The organism is Candidatus Accumulibacter contiguus, assembly GCF_036625285.1.
GTDB lineage: Bacteria > Pseudomonadota > Gammaproteobacteria > Burkholderiales > Rhodocyclaceae > Accumulibacter > Accumulibacter contiguus.
Window position 1 is genome coordinate 895,332 of sequence record NZ_JAZKUC010000001.1, and the last position, 15,544, is coordinate 910,875.

Sequence of the window (15,544 nt, forward strand, 5' to 3'; positions counted from 1 at the left end):
TTATGACCCAATCCATCCACTCACTCTGGAAAAAGAAACTCGCCGCCTGGCTGCACGACCCGGCGGAGAAGGCGCTGGTCCTGATGCGCGACGACGTCGGCCATGAGCATGGTTCAGTGAAAACCTTGCGGGAACGGCTTGGCATCAACGACGCCGATTTCGACAGGCGCGCCGACCGGTTCGCAGCAGCCGCCGACCGGCCGCAATGGCCCTGCGAACCCGGCCGGATGCGCCCGGCGTGGGCCAACGTCCGCTTCGCCAATCAGCCGCTGCTGATTCATCCCCTCTCCGGCGAAGAAATCGACCTCGGCAGTCTCGACGACATCGCGGCGAAGCACATCCGCACGGTCAGCCTCGACCACTTCAGCGATCTGATCGAACGTGACGCGCACGGCGAACCCGATCTGCGGCTGACCTATCTCGCCTTCTGGCGCTTCGGCCCGGAGCCTGCCCTCGTCGCGCCGGAAATCGGCGATCTCTGGCGCGTCCTGCCCGCCGACACCCGCGTCCCCGATCACTCGATCTGGTCGCATCTGGACACTGTATCGGCGCTGGCCGGCGCGCTCACCGACGATGCACCGGCCCTGCTCAGCATGAGCTTCGGCCCCGTGCAGGGCTTCATCGCCCAGGCCCGTTCGACCTCCGATCTGTGGGCGGGATCGCACCTGCTCTCGTCGCTGGTATGGGAAGGTCTCAAGGTCATCTGCGCAGCGCTCGGGCCTGACGCCATCGCCTTCCCCAGCCTGCGCGGTGTCGCCGCGGTCGACCGCTGGCTGCTCGAAGTCGCCGACGCCGACGGCCGCGGCGAACAGTGGCGCCAGCGCTTCACCACCATCGACGCGGAGTGGCTGCAGCGCACCACTGACGCCAACCCGCTGTTCGCCGCAACGCTGCCCAACAAGTTCATGGCCATCGTACCGGCACGCCAGGCCGAGCAACTCGCGCGGCAGGTCGTTGAAGCGGTCCGGGACGCGGCACGCGCCTGGGCCGCAGAAGCGGCGCAGCACGTCCTTGATGACCGTGACCAGGGGCAGCACTGGCAGGAGCAACTCGACAGCCAACTCGCCGGTTTTCCCGAAGCGCAGTGGGCCATCGCCGAGTGGCCGACCGGCAGCGACCGCGACCGCCTGCCCGATGCCGATCGGCTACGGCAGGCGCTGGCTGGCTACGGCACCGACAGCCTGTTCGGAGAAGAAGTCTGGAAAGTGCTCAACCGCGAAGTCAGGATCGACGGCGCCGAATTTTTCAAACCCAACGCCGGCATTGTCTATCCCGCCGTGCATGAACTGGCCGAACGCAGCCTCGCCGCTGCCAAGAGCCTGCGTCCCTTTGCACCGCTGCCACAGCACGGCCACCGCTGCACGCTGTGCGGCGAACGCGAATGGCTCACCGAAACGGCCGCGCAACTGCATGTCCCGGCCGGCGAGCGTCGCGAGACGCCCTGGCTGCGCAAGGCACAGGCCGGCCGGTTCGGCATCCGCAAGGGCGAACATCTATGCGGCGTATGCACGCTCAAGCGCCTGTGGCCGACGCTGTTCGTCGAAGGTCTGGGCGAATTGCTGGATGAGAGACCGGCGCGTTTCGTGATCAGCACGCACACCATGGCGCTGGCGACTTCGCTCGACCGCCTGGTCGAGAATTACAAACCGGAATCGCTCGCAGGGCTCAGCGCGCTATCGCGAAAGTTCGCCCTCCTCGACTATCCGCCAGTGGCGCTTCCGAACGCGCTGCACAGGCGCCTGTCCTCGCTCCGGCCAGCCACGGTCGTGGACATCGTCAAGCGCCTGCCTTCTGCCCTCGACGAAGCGCGCAACGAAGACGCCGAAGAGCGCCTCGCGGCAGGCATCGCCGAACTGCTCGGTGCCAGACCCGAAACCTACTACGCGCTGATCCAGATGGACGGCGACCACATGGGTGCCTGGCTTGCCGGCAATGACCCCGACTACCAGTGCCGCTTCCCGGCGACCTGGCACCCGCAGGTCCGCGCGTCGCTTGATCGCTTCCGCGGTGACCCGGCGGTCGCCGCCTATCTGGACTCGTCGCGGCCCGCCTCCCCGGCCCGCCACGCCGCCATTTCCGCGGCGCTCAACGACTTCTCGACGCACGTCGCCCGACACATCGTCGAAAACGTCTGCAAGGGCAAGCTGCTCTACGCCGGCGGCGACGATGTCCTGGCCATGCTCTCGGTCGACGACCTGATGCCGGCGATGCTCCTGCTGCGCGCCGCCTGGAGCGGCAGCGGCGACTTGCGCGGCTTGCCCGGCCACATCGACGTCAGGGGACTGCAACTGGCCAAGGGCTACGCCCGCCTCAAGGGCCGCCTGATGCCGATGATGGGCAGCCGTGCCAGCGCCAGCATTGGCGCCGTGGTCGCCCACCACCAGGCGCCACTGTCGGCCGTACTACGCGAGTTGCGCCGTGCCGAAGCAGTAGCCAAGGCGCATGGCCGCAACGCTTTCTGCCTGCGGGTCATCAAGCGCGGGGGTGGCGAAGTGGGCGTCACCAGCCGCTTCTGGGAAATGCCGCGCGCCGTCGGGGCAACACCCGCGGCACCACTGCTCGCCGACACGGCGTTGGGACTGCTGCTGCGCTTTGCCGAAACGCTGGCGCAGCCCGAGATGTCGCGACGTGCTGTTTACAACACCCTCGAATGGCTTTCCGGCCTGCCGGAACGTGGCGGCAAGGACATGAGCGAAGAAGCCTGGCGACACCTGCTCGCCAGCAATCTCGCCTGGCAGATCGAAAGGCAGGGCGGAGTGGTGCAGCACGCCAGGGAGTTCGTCGACCTGGCGTGCCGCGAAAGCGCCAAGCCGGCCGAGACGATCCGCGTCCTCGGCGATCTACTGGTCACCGCCGAATTCTTCGCCCGCAACGGCCGTGCCTTCGGCCGAGCCGCCGCACAAGCAGGAGCACCTCGATGAGCACCTACCATTTCGTTCAGCCGCTCGACGTGCTGATGATCCGCGGCAACAAGTCCTTCGGTGGCGACGGCCAGCACGGCGAGGCCGTCATGCCGCCCTGGCCGTCGCTGTTTGCCGGTGCCTTCCGCTCGGCGCTGCTCGGCAAGGATGCCGGCCAACTCGCGAGCTTCGCGCATGCTGGCGACCGACTGGCCGGCGACCTGGGTGCGGTGCTCGGCAGCCGTGACGAGCCGGGCAGTTTTGCCATCAACTGGCTGTCACTCGCGATTCTCGGCGCCGAGGCCGGCGTGCCGCTCGCGATCGTACCGCTGCCGGCTGACCTCGTTGCCTTCGACGCCCCCCGCGTCGCGCCGCTGGTTTCGCTCCAGCCGACCAGTCCGCCGGCCGGCAGCATGGCGAGCGGCGGGCTGCCACTCGTCGCCCACCTGCGTATCGCCAGGCAGGCCAAGCCGCAGGCCGGCCGCTGGCTCGACGCCGCCGGACTGGCTGCGTATCTGCGCGGCGAACTGCCGGCGCGCACGCTGAGCAGCGCGGATCTCTTCAAACGCGAAACCCGGCTGGGCATCGCTCTCGACAGCGGCTCTCGCACAGCCGCCGACGGCGCGCTCTATACCAGCGAAGCGATCGCCCTCGACAGTTCGGTCGGCTTTCTCGTCGGCTGCGAGGGAGACGGTGGCCAGTTGGCGAAAACAGGTCACCTGCGACTCGGTGGCGACGGCAAGGGCGCACGCTACCGCGCAATTGCCTTCACCGCACCCGTCGTGCCCCGGCACGCAATCACCGCCCGCCGCTGCTTCCGGATCATCCTCGCAACACCTGGCGTATTCGCCGGCGGCTGGCTGCCCGAACGGGTCACACGCTGCGGCGCCGGGGACTACCGCCTGGAAGGCGAGGGTTTCTCGGCGCGTCTCGCCTGCGCCGCCGTCCCGCGCTTCGACACCATCTCCGGCTGGGATCTCGCCCGGCAGCAGCCCAAGACCGCCCAGCGCGTGGCGCCCGCCGGCAGCGTGTACTGGTTCGACGACTTGGCCGGCGATGTCGGCAAGCTTGCCGAATGGGTGGCAAGCGGGCTGTGGGGCGATAATCCTGACCGACAACGCCGCGCGGAAGGTTTCAACCGCGCCTGGCTCGGACTTTGGAGGAGAAATACATCGTGACTGTTTCACTCCCGAGTCACCGATTCAATGCCACCGCTGCAACCTGATCCCCGACGAAAGGTCACCTCCATGTTCGAAGCCCAGCAACTCGTTTTCTACTCCTGCGTCAGCCCCGTTCACATGGGCGCCGGCCAGGCGATCGGTGTCATCGACAATCCGATTCAGCGCGAAGTCCATACCGGCCACCCCCTGATCGCCGGCTCTGGCCTCAAGGGCGCGGTGAGGCACCACTTCACGCGCACCTGGAAGGACAGCGAGCTGATCAGCCGCCTGTTCGGTCCCGAGCGCAACGCATCCGACCATGCCGGCGCGATCGCTTTCACCGATGCCACGCTGGTCACCTTCCCGGTGCGTTCGCTGCGCAACGCCTTCGTCCATGCCACCTGCCCGAGCGCCCTGGCTCGCCTCAAGCGGATCGCCGGAAGCACTGCGACATGGGTCGTGCCGACCGTCACCGAGGGGAGCGCACAGCTTGCCAGTGCGGCCATGCTGACCGACAAACGCCTGCTGCTCGAAGTGTTCGATTTCGCCGGCACAGCAGACATCAAGGTCACCGCCATCGCCGACTGGCTGGCCGCGAACGCCCTGCCACCCGGCGACGAACATGAATTCTTCCGCGACAAGCTGAAGAATGACCTCGTCGTCCTTTCCGACACCGATTTCGGACACTTCGTCCGCAACGCGACCGTCGTCGAGGCGCACGTCAGAATCGACGACGAGACCGGTACGGCGGCCGACCGCGCGCTGTTCTACACCGAGAACCTGCCGCCCGAATCGCTGCTCGCCGGTCTGCTGCTCGCCAGCGTCGAGCGCCGCAAAGGTCCCGGCAAGGACAACCTTTACGACGCCGAGCGCGTGCTCGCCAGCGTGCTCCATGACCAAGGGGAGCGCCGCGGGCTGCAAAACCACCTGCTACAGGTCGGCGGCGACGCCACCAGCGGCCGCGGCCTGATCGTCGTCCATGCCGCCGCGGGAGACCGCGCATGAGTACCCTCGACCAGCGACGCGCGCAATACGCCTGGGAGCGTGCGAACCGCAACACCAGGGTCGACGGCTATCGCGAGATGGTCAAAGGCGCTCCCGCACTGGTGATGGGCAACGGGCTGATGGCCACGCTGGCCTACTACCGCTCGCGCAGCGGCAGCAACGAGCGCGCCGCCCAATTGGTCCTTGACGACGTGCTGAGTTGGCTGGCTAGGCGGCAGATCGTACCCGCCGATTTCGCATCGGCGATGGATGCCTTTTTCAACGCTGGGGCGCAGGACGTGATGCGCGCCACCGACGAAACGCTGGCGATGCTCCGCTGGCTGCGCCAGTTCGCTGACGCCGTGGAGGGCGCACGATGAACGTCGCCGCCGTACCCAAGTATGTCCGGGATAGCGCCGCCGGCTTTCGCAATTGCCCGCCCGGCCATCGCTTCAACCTCTATTTCGAAATCTGGCAGGAGGGCAACTGGCTGATCACCAAGACCGGCAAGGCCGACGCCTTGCGCGCTTGTCTCGCCCTGGGCGACGCAGCGCTGGTTTTGCAAGCGCTGCGCGCGCGCCAGAAAGCCCTCGCGGAAGCCCTGCCCGAAGAACAACGCCAGATCATCGACGCCGTGTCGACCTCCCCTTTCGCCACCGGACTCGGTCTCGAACACCCGGTCGATAACGGCTTCTCCTTCCTCTCGCCCTACGGCCTGCCCTACCTCGCCGGCAGCGGCGTCAAGGGCGTGCTGCGGCAGGCGGCGAACGAACTTCACGACGACGGCGACACAGCGATCACGCAACCGTTGATCGATGCGTTGTTCGGCCAGGAGTTGCAGGGCGCCGATGCGCGGCGCGGCGCCCTGACCTGCTGGGATGTCTTTCCGCAGCCGTTCGGCGACAACCTTGTCGTCGAGATCATGACACCCCACTTCGGCGACTACTACCAGAACAGGGGCACACCACACGATGCCGGCAAACCCAATCCGATTCCTTTTCTGGCCGTTCCCGCGCGCTCCGCATTCCGCTTCGTCGTGACCTGCGATCCCGCGCGCCTGCCGGCAGATGCCCCCGACTGGAAGAGCATCCTCGACCGCATCATCGAACACGCCTTCGCCTGGCTGGGTTTCGGCGCCAAGACCGCCGTCGGCTACGGCGCGCTGGCCGAAGACCCGGCGGCAGCGGACGAGCGCCGGCGGGTGGAGGATCAAAAGCGTCAGCAGGCGGCAGCGGCAGCCGAGGCCGAGCGCCGCGCGCAACTCTCACCCGCGGACCAGGAACTGGAAGCCGCCCGTGGCAGCACCGCTGTCCTGCGTAGCGCTCTCGAGAGTGCCCAGGCAAAGGGAAAATACCAGCCCGGCTCGCCGATCGACCAGGAACGACTGAAGCTCTTTCAGCAGGCGATCACATGGCACGCTCCGATCGCGCGCCGCGAAGCCGCCGCCCTGTTGCGAGAGGTCATCAAATGGACCGGCTGGCCGGGCAACAAGGAACGCAAGCAGCAGTTCCAGAGCTGGCTGTCGGAGCTGGAATCATGACCTGCGCACGGCAAGGCTGCCTGGCTGATTACCAACGAACAAACCTCTGGATCCCCCCCCACGACGAGCCAACCGGAGCATGAACATGACCACCCTCATCAGCTTTCTCGGCAAGGGCGACCCGCGCAAGGGCTACCGCACGGCCACCTACCGCTTCAATGCCGACGTCGCCTACACCGAGACCTTCTTCGGACTAGCGCTGACCAAATTCTTGAAACCCGATCGCCTGATCGTGCTTGGCACGCCGAGCAGCATGTGGGAAATCTTCTTCGACCGCGAGGGTGTCGAGGGCGACGCCATGCTGCCCCTGATTGACGCCGTCGCCGCCGGAAAGGTCGATGATCACCTCCTCGAACGGCCGCGCCAGCAACTGGCCGATAAGCTCGGCATCCGCGTCGACTGCCTGCTGATCCGTTATGCCTGTGACGAGGCTGAGCAAGCCGACATCCTGCGTCGCCTGGCGGCCGTCCTGCAGCCCGGCGAGCACTTGTGGATCGATGTCACGCACGGTTTTCGCCACTTGCCGATGCTCGCCCTGGTGGCCGCACGCTACCTGGCAAGAGTCGTTCGCGTCGAAGTCGAAGAAATCTATTACGGCGCGCTGGAGATGACGCCTCCCGCCCCCGGCAGCGAAACGCCGGTGCTCAAACTCCGTGGCCTGCTGTCCATGCTCGACTGGGTCGATGCACTGGCTACCTACGACAAGGACGGCGACTACGGCGTCTTCGCGCCGCTGCTGGTCAAGGACGGGATGGACGAGCGTCGTGCAGAGTGGCTGGCCACCGCTGCCTATTCCGAACGTACGAGCAATACGAAATTCGCAGGGGAAATGCTCCGCAAAGTGTTTGATTCGATCGAGACCCACGACGGGCCGCTCGGCGGACTGTTCCGCGAGACGCTGAAGGAGCGCATCGGCTGGTTTCGCGAGCTAAAATCCTATGATCGGGAACTTTCGCTCGCCGACGCCTACTTCAAACGGAGCGACTATCTCCGGGCTGCCACCTTCCTGTACGAGTCATTCGTCACTCGTGCCTGCTACATCGAGAAATGCGGTGACACCGATGCTCAGGAACGCGATAAAGTCTACGACAGAGCCAGAAAGCAGACACCGGCGGTCGGAAAACTCAAGAACCTGCGCAACGCGCTCGCGCACGGCGTCCGGTCGCATGGCGAGCGGGCAGACGAGAGCGCCAGAACAATCGCCAACGAAATCAGCCTGCGCAAGGTTCTCAAAGACTTACGCAACAAGCTCTTCTAGCCGACGAGACAGACCCGTATGGAACTCGAACCGTCAGCCACCCGCCGATCCGATCAGCAACCCTGGCATCCACAAGGCCTCAGCGCTGCGCACCTGCCGAGCCGTGTGACTTCCTTCCCGGTCGCCCGCTACCGCTTCGAGTTTAAGGTGCGGCAGACCATCCGCCTGCCTGACTACGCCGGATCGATGTTGCGCGGCGCCTTCGGCCACGCCCTGCGCCAGCTTGCCTGCATGACCCGGCAGAAGGAGTGTGCCGGCTGTCCGCTGCTCGCCACCTGCCCGTATCCGGCGATCTTCGCCCCGCCCGCTCCCCCGGCGCACCGCCTGCAGAAGTTCTCACAGATTCCCGCCCCCTACATCATCGAGCCGTCGGACTGGGGAAGTCGAGTACTGGTGGCGGGCGAGACCCTGATTTTTCATCAGGTGCTGATCGGGCGGGCGTTGCAGGAACTGCCGCTGATCCTCCTCACCTGGCGGCGCGCCCTCGCGCGCGGCATCGGTGCGGGTGACGGTACGGCGGATCTCGTCCGCGTCGTGCATTGCAGTGAGCGCGGCGATCAGGAAATTCATCGCCCCGAAGTCGGCACGATTGCGACGCATGACCAGGGGATTGCGCTGGTCGGCAAATCCGACGATTCGCCGACGAGCACAGCCACACTCCGGTTTGAAACCCCTCTGCGCCTACAGCAGAACGGCCGTGCCCTGCCACCGGACAGACTACAGGCACGAACACTGCTGATGGCACTGGCGCGGCGCGCCAACCTGCTCGCCGAGTTCTATTCACCGAGTGCTCTGATCGACGACTTCGCGACACTCAGCGCCACCTGCGCCGACATCCGCGAGGACAAGAACCTCCGTTGGCTCGACTGGACCCGCTACTCGTCGCGACAGCAGCAGAAGATGAGCCTCGGCGGGGTAGTCGGAACCTGGCGGCTCGAAGGTCCGCTCGCGCCTTTCGCCCCGTTCCTGCAACTCGGAAAATGGCTGCATGTCGGCAAGGAAACCGTGTTTGGACTGGGGCGATACACGCTCACCGACGGCCTGCCGGGAGACATCTCGGCAGGTCCATTGAGAACTTGCGAACACCCCTGCCAACTCGTTGAAAAACAAGCTACAATCACCTAGGTGCAGTCAGTAACCAGCCCTGAAATCAAAGGGATTGAGACCTCCTCTAATTGAGGAAGCCGACAACCTGCTCCCTGTCAGTAACCAGCCCTGAAATCAAAGGGATTGAGACTCCTCTAATTGAGGAAGCCTGCAGCCTGCGCCTGTCAGTAACCAGCCCTGAAATCAAAGGGATTGAGACCGCCTCTTCGAGTTGATTAGGGCGGCAACCTGCGTCAGTAACCAGCCCTGAAATCAAAGGGATTGAGACCTCGTTAGATTTTCAAATTTCTCAAACGGTTTTTGTCAGTAACCAGCCCTGAAATCAAAGGGATTGAGACAAGGGCATCTAAAGCATCCAATGACCGTTGATCGTCAGTAACCAGCCCTGAAATCAAAGGGATTGAGACGGCGTTTCCGGCGTGGCTTCCGGCGTGGCTTCGTCAGTAACCAGCCCTGAAATCAAAGGGATTGAGACGATCGTATTTGCCGTAACGTGGTCGTGATCATTGTCAGTAACCAGCCCTGAAATCAAAGGGATTGAGACTTTCTCGGCTTCGGCGCAAATCTGCGCCGTGCGTCAGTAACCAGCCCTGAAATCAAAGGGATTGAGACGTAGGCAGCAGCCTTGATATAGACGGTGCCGTCTGTCAGTAACCAGCCCTGAAATCAAAGGGATTGAGACGCCCCTGCCGCCGCTAATACTTTGTCCAGTTCGTCAGTAACCAGCCCTGAAATCAAAGGGATTGAGACCAGTTGCCGGCCATTGGTATAGAGCCGCAAGCCGTCAGTAACCAGCCCTGAAATCAAAGGGATTGAGACGCAACAGCGGCTTCTTTTACACGTTCCCGCGCCGGTCAGTAACCAGCCCTGAAATCAAAGGGATTGAGACTTTTTTCGCCGTTATACGCTTCCAGGAATACGTTCGTCAGTAACCAGCCCTGAAATCAAAGGGATTGAGACGGCTCCTAAGTGGTTGTCGGAAGGACCGGCAACCGTCAGTAACCAGCCCTGAAATCAAAGGGATTGAGACCCGGCAACGGCTTCAACTACAGCGTTACCAGCGGTCAGTAACCAGCCCTGAAATCAAAGGGATTGAGACAGCGACCATAATGACGTCAGCGTAGTCGAGCTGATGTCAGTAACCAGCCCTGAAATCAAAGGGATTGAGACACGCGGAAAAGCCTCGATCGATATTCTCCAATATGTCAGTAACCAGCCCTGAAATCAAAGGGATTGAGACGCAGGCAATCTCATAATCTAAGAATGTAGTGAGGTCAGTAACCAGCCCTGAAATCAAAGGGATTGAGACAACGTCGACGGCTAACCCTGCGGTCGACCTCGTTCGTCAGTAACCAGCCCTGAAATCAAAGGGATTGAGACCCGATCATGTGGAAAACCTGCTGCCTATAGTCGGTCAGTAACCAGCCCTGAAATCAAAGGGATTGAGACTCGCACTTCCACTCAAGCGTTACGTAATCCTCTGTCAGTAACCAGCCCTGAAATCAAAGGGATTGAGACGTTTTCATTTTGGACTCCTCGTCGTCTTGATCAGTCAGTAACCAGCCCTGAAATCAAAGGGATTGAGACGGCACCGGGATTTTCAATTCCGCTTGAAAAACTGTCAGTAACCAGCCCTGAAATCAAAGGGATTGAGACGTTCGGTTTATGCTCATTTCAAATTGCCTCGCGGTCAGTAACCAGCCCTGAAATCAAAGGGATTGAGACACTTCCGATGCTTCACACCAGATGCCATTCGACCGTCAGTAACCAGCCCTGAAATCAAAGGGATTGAGACCGCGCATTTCACGCAATCGAGCTGCACCAGGGAGTCAGTAACCAGCCCTGAAATCAAAGGGATTGAGACTAGCTCTTGATGATGGAAGAATCCCGCTCATCGTTGTCAGTAACCAGCCCTGAAATCAAAGGGATTGAGACACCCCCGTCGCAGTGAAGTCAACACTGTTGTATGTCAGTAACCAGCCCTGAAATCAAAGGGATTGAGACTTAGGCCACAGCGGCAGCGCGAGCAGCTTCCATTTGTCAGTAACCAGCCCTGAAATCAAAGGGATTGAGACTATCGCCCTCTTCGCACTTCCACTCAAGTGTGAGTCAGTAACCAGCCCTGAAATCAAAGGGATTGAGACTTGGCGCCCTCCTTGAATTCCTGGCTGCGCGGCGTGTCAGTAACCAGCCCTGAAATCAAAGGGATTGAGACAGTCCAAAAACCACGCGCGTACTCTGTACTGGGGTCAGTAACCAGCCCTGAAATCAAAGGGATTGAGACGAGTATGCTAACACGACAGCACGTAAAGATGTGGTCAGTAACCAGCCCTGAAATCAAAGGGATTGAGACGCCACGCTTACGAGGATTTCTTGCACATTCTGTCAGTAACCAGCCCTGAAATCAAAGGGATTGAGACCTGCGCGTACTGCCGCAGCCAGGGACTTTGCTGGTCAGTAACCAGCCCTGAAATCAAAGGGATTGAGACAGAGTCCGGCAGCTTGGCGGGCTGTCGGACGGGTCAGTAACCAGCCCTGAAATCAAAGGGATTGAGACTCTTTCTCAGCGGCGAGCATGAGATTTAGCCGGGGTCAGTAACCAGCCCTGAAATCAAAGGGATTGAGACTTCAAGACCGTCGTACCTGCCGCCAGGGTGATGTCAGTAACCAGCCCTGAAATCAAAGGGATTGAGACCCACGACTCGGGCGATTTCGCCCATGCCGTAGGGTCAGTAACCAGCCCTGAAATCAAAGGGATTGAGACTTTCGACATCTCGATTCGCGCATCCGCCATGTCAGTAACCAGCCCTGAAATCAAAGGGATTGAGACAATCGTCTCTGGATTGGTAACGCATCCTGCGCGTCAGTAACCAGCCCTGAAATCAAAGGGATTGAGACCATCCCGTCGCTGAACAGTGCGCGCATGATTTGTCAGTAACCAGCCCTGAAATCAAAGGGATTGAGACATCGAGTTCAGCGCGTGAAGCAGCATAACTGGCCGTCAGTAACCAGCCCTGAAATCAAAGGGATTGAGACACCATACGGTGCACATACTTACCCCAGGGGGTAGCAGGTCAGTAACCAGCCCTGAAATCAAAGGGATTGAGACCGACGTTTTTGACTTGATATTTCTTGCTCATTTCGTCAGTAACCAGCCCTGAAATCAAAGGGATTGAGACTAAGAAGCTAAGAACTCTTAGCTTCTATTTGTACGTCAGTAACCAGCCCTGAAATCAAAGGGATTGAGACCCGGCTGTCGCTGGGCTTTCGTTCTCCAGTTACGCGTCAGTAACCAGCCCTGAAATCAAAGGGATTGAGACTTCGCACCAGAACTCCAGTTCGTTGTCGCCAACGAGCGCCATGAGGGTCAGATCCCTTTTCTTCTTCTTTCAACATATAGATGTGAAATAGGAGACGAAAAGTACCATGACTAGCTTGCTTGAGAAAGCCTTTGAGATTGCCTCAAAGCTCCCGACTTTGGAGCAAAACATTCTTGCCCGGATGATTCTTGACGAGATCAAATCGGAAAAGAGGTGGGATGAGCTTTTTTCTGAGTCGGAAGACATCTTGGCTCAGTTGGCCGCCGAAGCTTTGCGGGAAGAAGATCAAGGCAAGACAACAGAACTAGATCCGAACAAGCTGTGATATCAAGAGCCACTCCAAAGTTTTTGAAATGCTTTCGAGTGTTGCCACGAGACATTCAAGCTAAAGCCAAGGAAGCCTATACATTATTTCGTGACGATCCGTGGTATCCAAGTTTGAATTTCAAGAGGGTCCATTCGAGTCTCCCCGTTTACTCCGTGCGAATCACCAAAGATTACAGAGCAGTCGGTATTCTGGGCGGTGAAAAAATTGTGTGGTTCTGGGCAGGAAGTCATGCGCAGTATGACGGCTTACTGAAGCAGATGAAGAATGAACATTCGGCGCACTCAGGGGAAAGCTCGGGGGACCACACTCACCGGCCCCTTGGAACGTGCGCCTGGGCCACTCTTATTCATAGTGCGTCCACATCCTGAGCACGCGAACGACGCGTTCTTTGACGAAAACCTCATGGATCAGGCGATGCTGGATATTGATGCGCCGAGAATAGGCACCCGCAAGATCACCAACCAGCTTCTCGTAGGACGGCGGATTCTGGAATGGATCGTTGGCAAGTACTGCAAGCAGCTCTTGGGCTTTTGATTTCAGGCCTGCCGCGGCCAGCTTCTTCGCATCTTTCTCTGCATGCCTGGAAAAAACGACCTGCCAACTCACCAGTCGAGCCTCGTGGCGCTTTCGCCAAGAGGCTCGGCCATGCCTTCTTTGATGGACTCGCGCATGCCGGGTACGGAGAGCAGATACAGCGTTTCCTGGACGGCCTGCCAATCCTCCGCCGAGAGGAGAACTGCACTGCTGCGCTTGCCAGCGATGTGGATCGGCTGATGGGACTCTGCGGCCTGATCAATGAGGCGGTACAGATTGGCTCGGGCTTCGCTCGCGGTGAGTGTGATCATGGTTGATCTCCAATGAGAACGCCATGGTACGTATTTACGTACGCTACGTCAATCCGTGCGAACGGGCTCGGACAGGCCGACCATCTGCTGACGCCGCATCCCTTGTATGGTGAATTGGGAAGGACCGAAGCGGACCGGCGGACGGCGTATCGGGAGTGGTTCGACCGGGAACTGAACGCCAAGACGGTCGACGACATCCGCCTGGCGCTGGATCAGGGCCAGCCTCTGGGGGATTCCCGGTTTCTCGACAGCATCGAGAAGGCGACCGGACAGCGGCGCGAAGCCCGACCGCGTGGCCGGCCGAAAAAGCCGGCAGTGGTCGTACCAGAGGCGAGAGAGCAGGAGCCGTTGTAGCTTGATTGAAATCTGCAGATCAAGCTTGCCCCTTTGTTGCTTTCTATTGCCGAGTCGCTTCATCCAGAGACCAGCCCAGCAGGATTTCTTCTACCCAAAGCCACCAAAAGCTGACGTGACTCGATAAGGCGCCGATCTGGGCACGGAACTTCTTCAGGGCGGAACGGGTATCCTGGATCCCTTGTTGCGCCGCCAGAGTTTCCAGGGCCTGTGCTCGCGTTTCCAGTCCTGCCACTACGCTCTCCGCCGTCGTGCGAGTATTCTCCTCCAGGGAGAAGGGATGGATTTCCTCGGCGATTCCCAGCAACTGCTTCTGGTACTCTTGCTGCGCCTGTTCCACTTGCGCGCGGGCTTCCCAGGCACAGGCCTGTTGTGCCGCCAAAGCCGCCTTTTCCTCGGTACTGGCTCCGCGCGACGGCTGATCAAGGGCCTTCTGGGCCAGTTCGCAGCACTGATCCGCCTTGGCTTTTCGACGTCCCAAGGCCGGTGACAACCAGCGACTGAGGCCATATTGCTCGTGGAACGTATCCGCGCCCGAGGTACACTCAAAGCCTGTGACCGCTAATTTGATCAGGGCCTTCGCCCGGTCACTGATGGCGTGGTTGACTTCGATACCCAGTGCTTCCAGGCGCGGGGTCACCTGGGCAAACCAGGTATCGAAACCCCGGTCCTTCTGAATCGACTCCAGCAATAGGTAGCCCGAGGACAAATCCATCAGCACCAAGATCAGAATCTCCCCAAAGAACGTCTCATCCGCGGCCACCACCGCTTGGCGTGTCCGCGTCGGTACCGAGGCTTCACACTGTTGCTGAAACAGGGGCAACAGCGCTTCCATCCGGCTGAGTTGGGTCTGCAAGGCGCTGGGAGACACCCCCACATGGGTATGAAGGCGGATCAATTGGAAGAAATCCGACAAGGCACCCGCCCCCACATGATGTTGCAGCCCGAACGTGTACAGCACAGCAAATACCAGCAATCTCAGCCATGCCTCCCCCTCTTCGGTTTCCCAAAACCCCGATTCAGGATGTCGGTTCCTACGGGCTTTCGGCAAGCTTGCCGGACCTGACAGGAGTGCCGGATCGCCCTATCGTGGCGCCATGAGTGATGCGGCGCGAACGCTGTACCTGGTCTGCTACGACGTGTGCGAGCCGAAGCGGCTGCGGCGGGTGCACAAGTATCCTGATCGGCTACAAGGTCGGCGGCCAGAAATCGTTCTTCGAGTGCTGGCTGACCGCGGCCGAACTGCGCGAGGTGCGCAGACACGCTGGCCGAACTGCTCGATCTCAGAAGAAGACCGCGCGCACATCTTCCAGCTCGATCCGCGCATGCCGCGCGACTGCTGGGCCGGGCGACGGCAGCCGGTGACCGATGTTTTCCTGATCGTTTGACAAGGAGAAACGATGACCAGCCTGTATGTTGACCGCCGCGGCGTGACGCTCAAGGCCGACGGCGAGGCGCTGGTGTTCTACGAGAACGGCGAGCGCATCGGCACCGTGCCGCTGGCGCCGCTGTCGCGGGTCTTCATGCGCGGCGACGTGACGCTGTCTTCGGCGCTGCTCGGCAAGCTCGGCGAGCGCGGCATCGGCGTCGTCGTTCTCTCCGGGCGCAAGGCGGTGCCGACGATGCTGCTCGGCCGTCCGCACAATGACGCCGCGCGGCGCGTGGCGCAGTACCGGCTGTCGCTCGACGCCGACTTCTGCCTGCGCTTTTCGCGGGCCATCGTCGAAGCCAAGCTGCGCGCGCAGGCG

Annotated in this window: 14 protein-coding genes, 1 pseudogene and 1 CRISPR repeat array; of the genes and pseudogenes, 12 read left to right on the top strand and 3 right to left on the bottom strand. The window is 61.2% G+C overall.

Translation table 11 applies throughout. The features are described 5' to 3' along the window. Positions 1 to 2 precede the first annotated feature (2 nt). From cas10 to V5B59_RS26465, 9 genes are all read left to right on the top strand, one after another. A complete protein-coding gene (gene cas10, locus V5B59_RS04270) occupies positions 3 to 2,921 on the top strand; it encodes a type III-B CRISPR-associated protein Cas10/Cmr2 (RefSeq protein ID WP_169071790.1) in 2,919 nt (972 codons plus the stop codon). After that, positions 2,918 to 4,078: a type III-B CRISPR module-associated Cmr3 family protein gene (locus V5B59_RS04275; protein ID WP_332351616.1), complete on the top strand. Its 1,161-nt coding sequence runs from the start codon at positions 2,918 to 2,920 to the stop codon at positions 4,076 to 4,078. Before cas10 ends, V5B59_RS04275 begins: the two co-directional genes overlap by 4 nt. 69 nt (positions 4,079 to 4,147) lie before the next feature. After that, complete coding sequence (gene cmr4, locus V5B59_RS04280) at positions 4,148 to 5,065, top strand: type III-B CRISPR module RAMP protein Cmr4 (RefSeq protein WP_034914734.1); 918 nt, start codon at positions 4,148 to 4,150, stop codon at positions 5,063 to 5,065. Then, the gene (gene cmr5 / locus V5B59_RS04285; protein ID WP_034914731.1) at positions 5,062 to 5,424 is read left to right on the top strand and encodes a type III-B CRISPR module-associated protein Cmr5; all 363 of its coding nucleotides are present in this window, start codon (positions 5,062 to 5,064) and stop codon (positions 5,422 to 5,424) included. The genes cmr4 and cmr5 overlap by 4 nt, the downstream gene beginning before the upstream one ends. Further along, positions 5,421 to 6,584: a type III-B CRISPR module RAMP protein Cmr6 gene (cmr6, locus tag V5B59_RS04290; protein ID WP_169071792.1), complete on the top strand. Its 1,164-nt coding sequence runs from the start codon at positions 5,421 to 5,423 to the stop codon at positions 6,582 to 6,584. Before cmr5 ends, cmr6 begins: the two co-directional genes overlap by 4 nt. 85 nt (positions 6,585 to 6,669) lie before the next feature. Continuing rightward, complete coding sequence (gene csx2, locus V5B59_RS04295; RefSeq protein WP_034914726.1) at positions 6,670 to 7,842, top strand: TIGR02221 family CRISPR-associated protein; 1,173 nt, start codon at positions 6,670 to 6,672, stop codon at positions 7,840 to 7,842. Between the two features lie 18 nt (positions 7,843 to 7,860). After that, positions 7,861 to 8,967 carry a CRISPR system precrRNA processing endoribonuclease RAMP protein Cas6 gene (cas6, locus tag V5B59_RS04300; RefSeq protein WP_169071793.1) on the top strand — a complete coding sequence of 369 codons (1,107 nt, stop codon included), beginning with the start codon at positions 7,861 to 7,863 and terminating at the stop codon, positions 8,965 to 8,967. Between the two features lie 5 nt (positions 8,968 to 8,972). Continuing rightward, positions 8,973 to 12,269: a CRISPR direct-repeat array (repeat unit 36 nt; unit sequence GTCAGTAACCAGCCCTGAAATCAAAGGGATTGAGAC). A 106-nt stretch (positions 12,270 to 12,375) separates the two neighbouring features. Next, positions 12,376 to 12,594, top strand: coding sequence for a hypothetical protein (locus V5B59_RS04305; protein WP_332351617.1), 219 nt, complete (start codon positions 12,376 to 12,378; stop codon positions 12,592 to 12,594). Between the two features lie 38 nt (positions 12,595 to 12,632). Further along, on the top strand, positions 12,633 to 12,965 hold the full coding sequence (locus V5B59_RS26465) for a ParE family toxin-like protein (protein WP_434735627.1): 333 nt from the start codon (positions 12,633 to 12,635) through the stop codon (positions 12,963 to 12,965). On the opposite strand, the gene V5B59_RS04310 is transcribed toward V5B59_RS26465, so the two are convergent. Together V5B59_RS04310 and V5B59_RS04315 are read right to left on the bottom strand one after the other, a co-directional pair. Beyond that, complete coding sequence (locus V5B59_RS04310; RefSeq protein WP_169070939.1) at positions 12,940 to 13,203, bottom strand: Txe/YoeB family addiction module toxin; 264 nt, start codon at positions 13,201 to 13,203, stop codon at positions 12,940 to 12,942. The genes V5B59_RS26465 and V5B59_RS04310 overlap by 26 nt on opposite strands. Further along, positions 13,200 to 13,442, bottom strand: coding sequence for a type II toxin-antitoxin system Phd/YefM family antitoxin (locus V5B59_RS04315; RefSeq protein ID WP_034949359.1), 243 nt, complete (start codon positions 13,440 to 13,442; stop codon positions 13,200 to 13,202). Before V5B59_RS04315 ends, V5B59_RS04310 begins: the two co-directional genes overlap by 4 nt. A gap of 12 nt (positions 13,443 to 13,454) precedes the next feature. Between V5B59_RS04315 and V5B59_RS04320 the strand changes: the two genes are divergently transcribed. After that, entirely contained in the window at positions 13,455 to 13,796 is a 342-nt protein-coding gene (locus V5B59_RS04320; RefSeq protein WP_169070938.1) for a hypothetical protein, read from the top strand. Between the two features lie 43 nt (positions 13,797 to 13,839). On the opposite strand, the gene V5B59_RS04325 is transcribed toward V5B59_RS04320, so the two are convergent. Beyond that, complete coding sequence (locus V5B59_RS04325; protein ID WP_332351618.1) at positions 13,840 to 14,847, bottom strand: hypothetical protein; 1,008 nt, start codon at positions 14,845 to 14,847, stop codon at positions 13,840 to 13,842. 46 nt (positions 14,848 to 14,893) lie between these two features. Between V5B59_RS04325 and V5B59_RS04330 the strand changes: the two genes are divergently transcribed. Both V5B59_RS04330 and V5B59_RS04335 read left to right on the top strand, forming a co-directional pair. Beyond that, complete coding sequence (locus V5B59_RS04330) at positions 14,894 to 15,184, top strand: CRISPR-associated endonuclease Cas2 (protein ID WP_332351619.1); 291 nt, start codon at positions 14,894 to 14,896, stop codon at positions 15,182 to 15,184. Positions 15,185 to 15,196: 12 nt separating this feature from the next. Beyond that, positions 15,197 to 15,526, top strand: a pseudogene (locus V5B59_RS04335) (CRISPR-associated endonuclease Cas1); the annotation flags it as partial. Between the last annotated feature and the right edge of the window lie 18 nt (positions 15,527 to 15,544).

Coding starts and splice junctions, on each gene's coding strand:
- cas10 (WP_169071790.1), top strand. CDS start 3: ATGACCCAATCCATCCACTCACTCTGGAAAAAGAAACTCGCCGCCTGG.
- V5B59_RS04275 (WP_332351616.1), top strand. CDS start 2,918: ATGAGCACCTACCATTTCGTTCAGCCGCTCGACGTGCTGATGATCCGC.
- cmr4 (WP_034914734.1), top strand. CDS start 4,148: ATGTTCGAAGCCCAGCAACTCGTTTTCTACTCCTGCGTCAGCCCCGTT.
- cmr5 (WP_034914731.1), top strand. CDS start 5,062: ATGAGTACCCTCGACCAGCGACGCGCGCAATACGCCTGGGAGCGTGCG.
- cmr6 (WP_169071792.1), top strand. CDS start 5,421: ATGAACGTCGCCGCCGTACCCAAGTATGTCCGGGATAGCGCCGCCGGC.
- csx2 (WP_034914726.1), top strand. CDS start 6,670: ATGACCACCCTCATCAGCTTTCTCGGCAAGGGCGACCCGCGCAAGGGC.
- cas6 (WP_169071793.1), top strand. CDS start 7,861: ATGGAACTCGAACCGTCAGCCACCCGCCGATCCGATCAGCAACCCTGG.
- V5B59_RS04305 (WP_332351617.1), top strand. CDS start 12,376: ATGACTAGCTTGCTTGAGAAAGCCTTTGAGATTGCCTCAAAGCTCCCG.
- V5B59_RS04315 (WP_034949359.1), bottom strand. CDS start 13,442: ATGATCACACTCACCGCGAGCGAAGCCCGAGCCAATCTGTACCGCCTC.
- V5B59_RS04320 (WP_169070938.1), top strand. CDS start 13,455: ATGAGAACGCCATGGTACGTATTTACGTACGCTACGTCAATCCGTGCG.
- V5B59_RS04330 (WP_332351619.1), top strand. CDS start 14,894: ATGAGTGATGCGGCGCGAACGCTGTACCTGGTCTGCTACGACGTGTGC.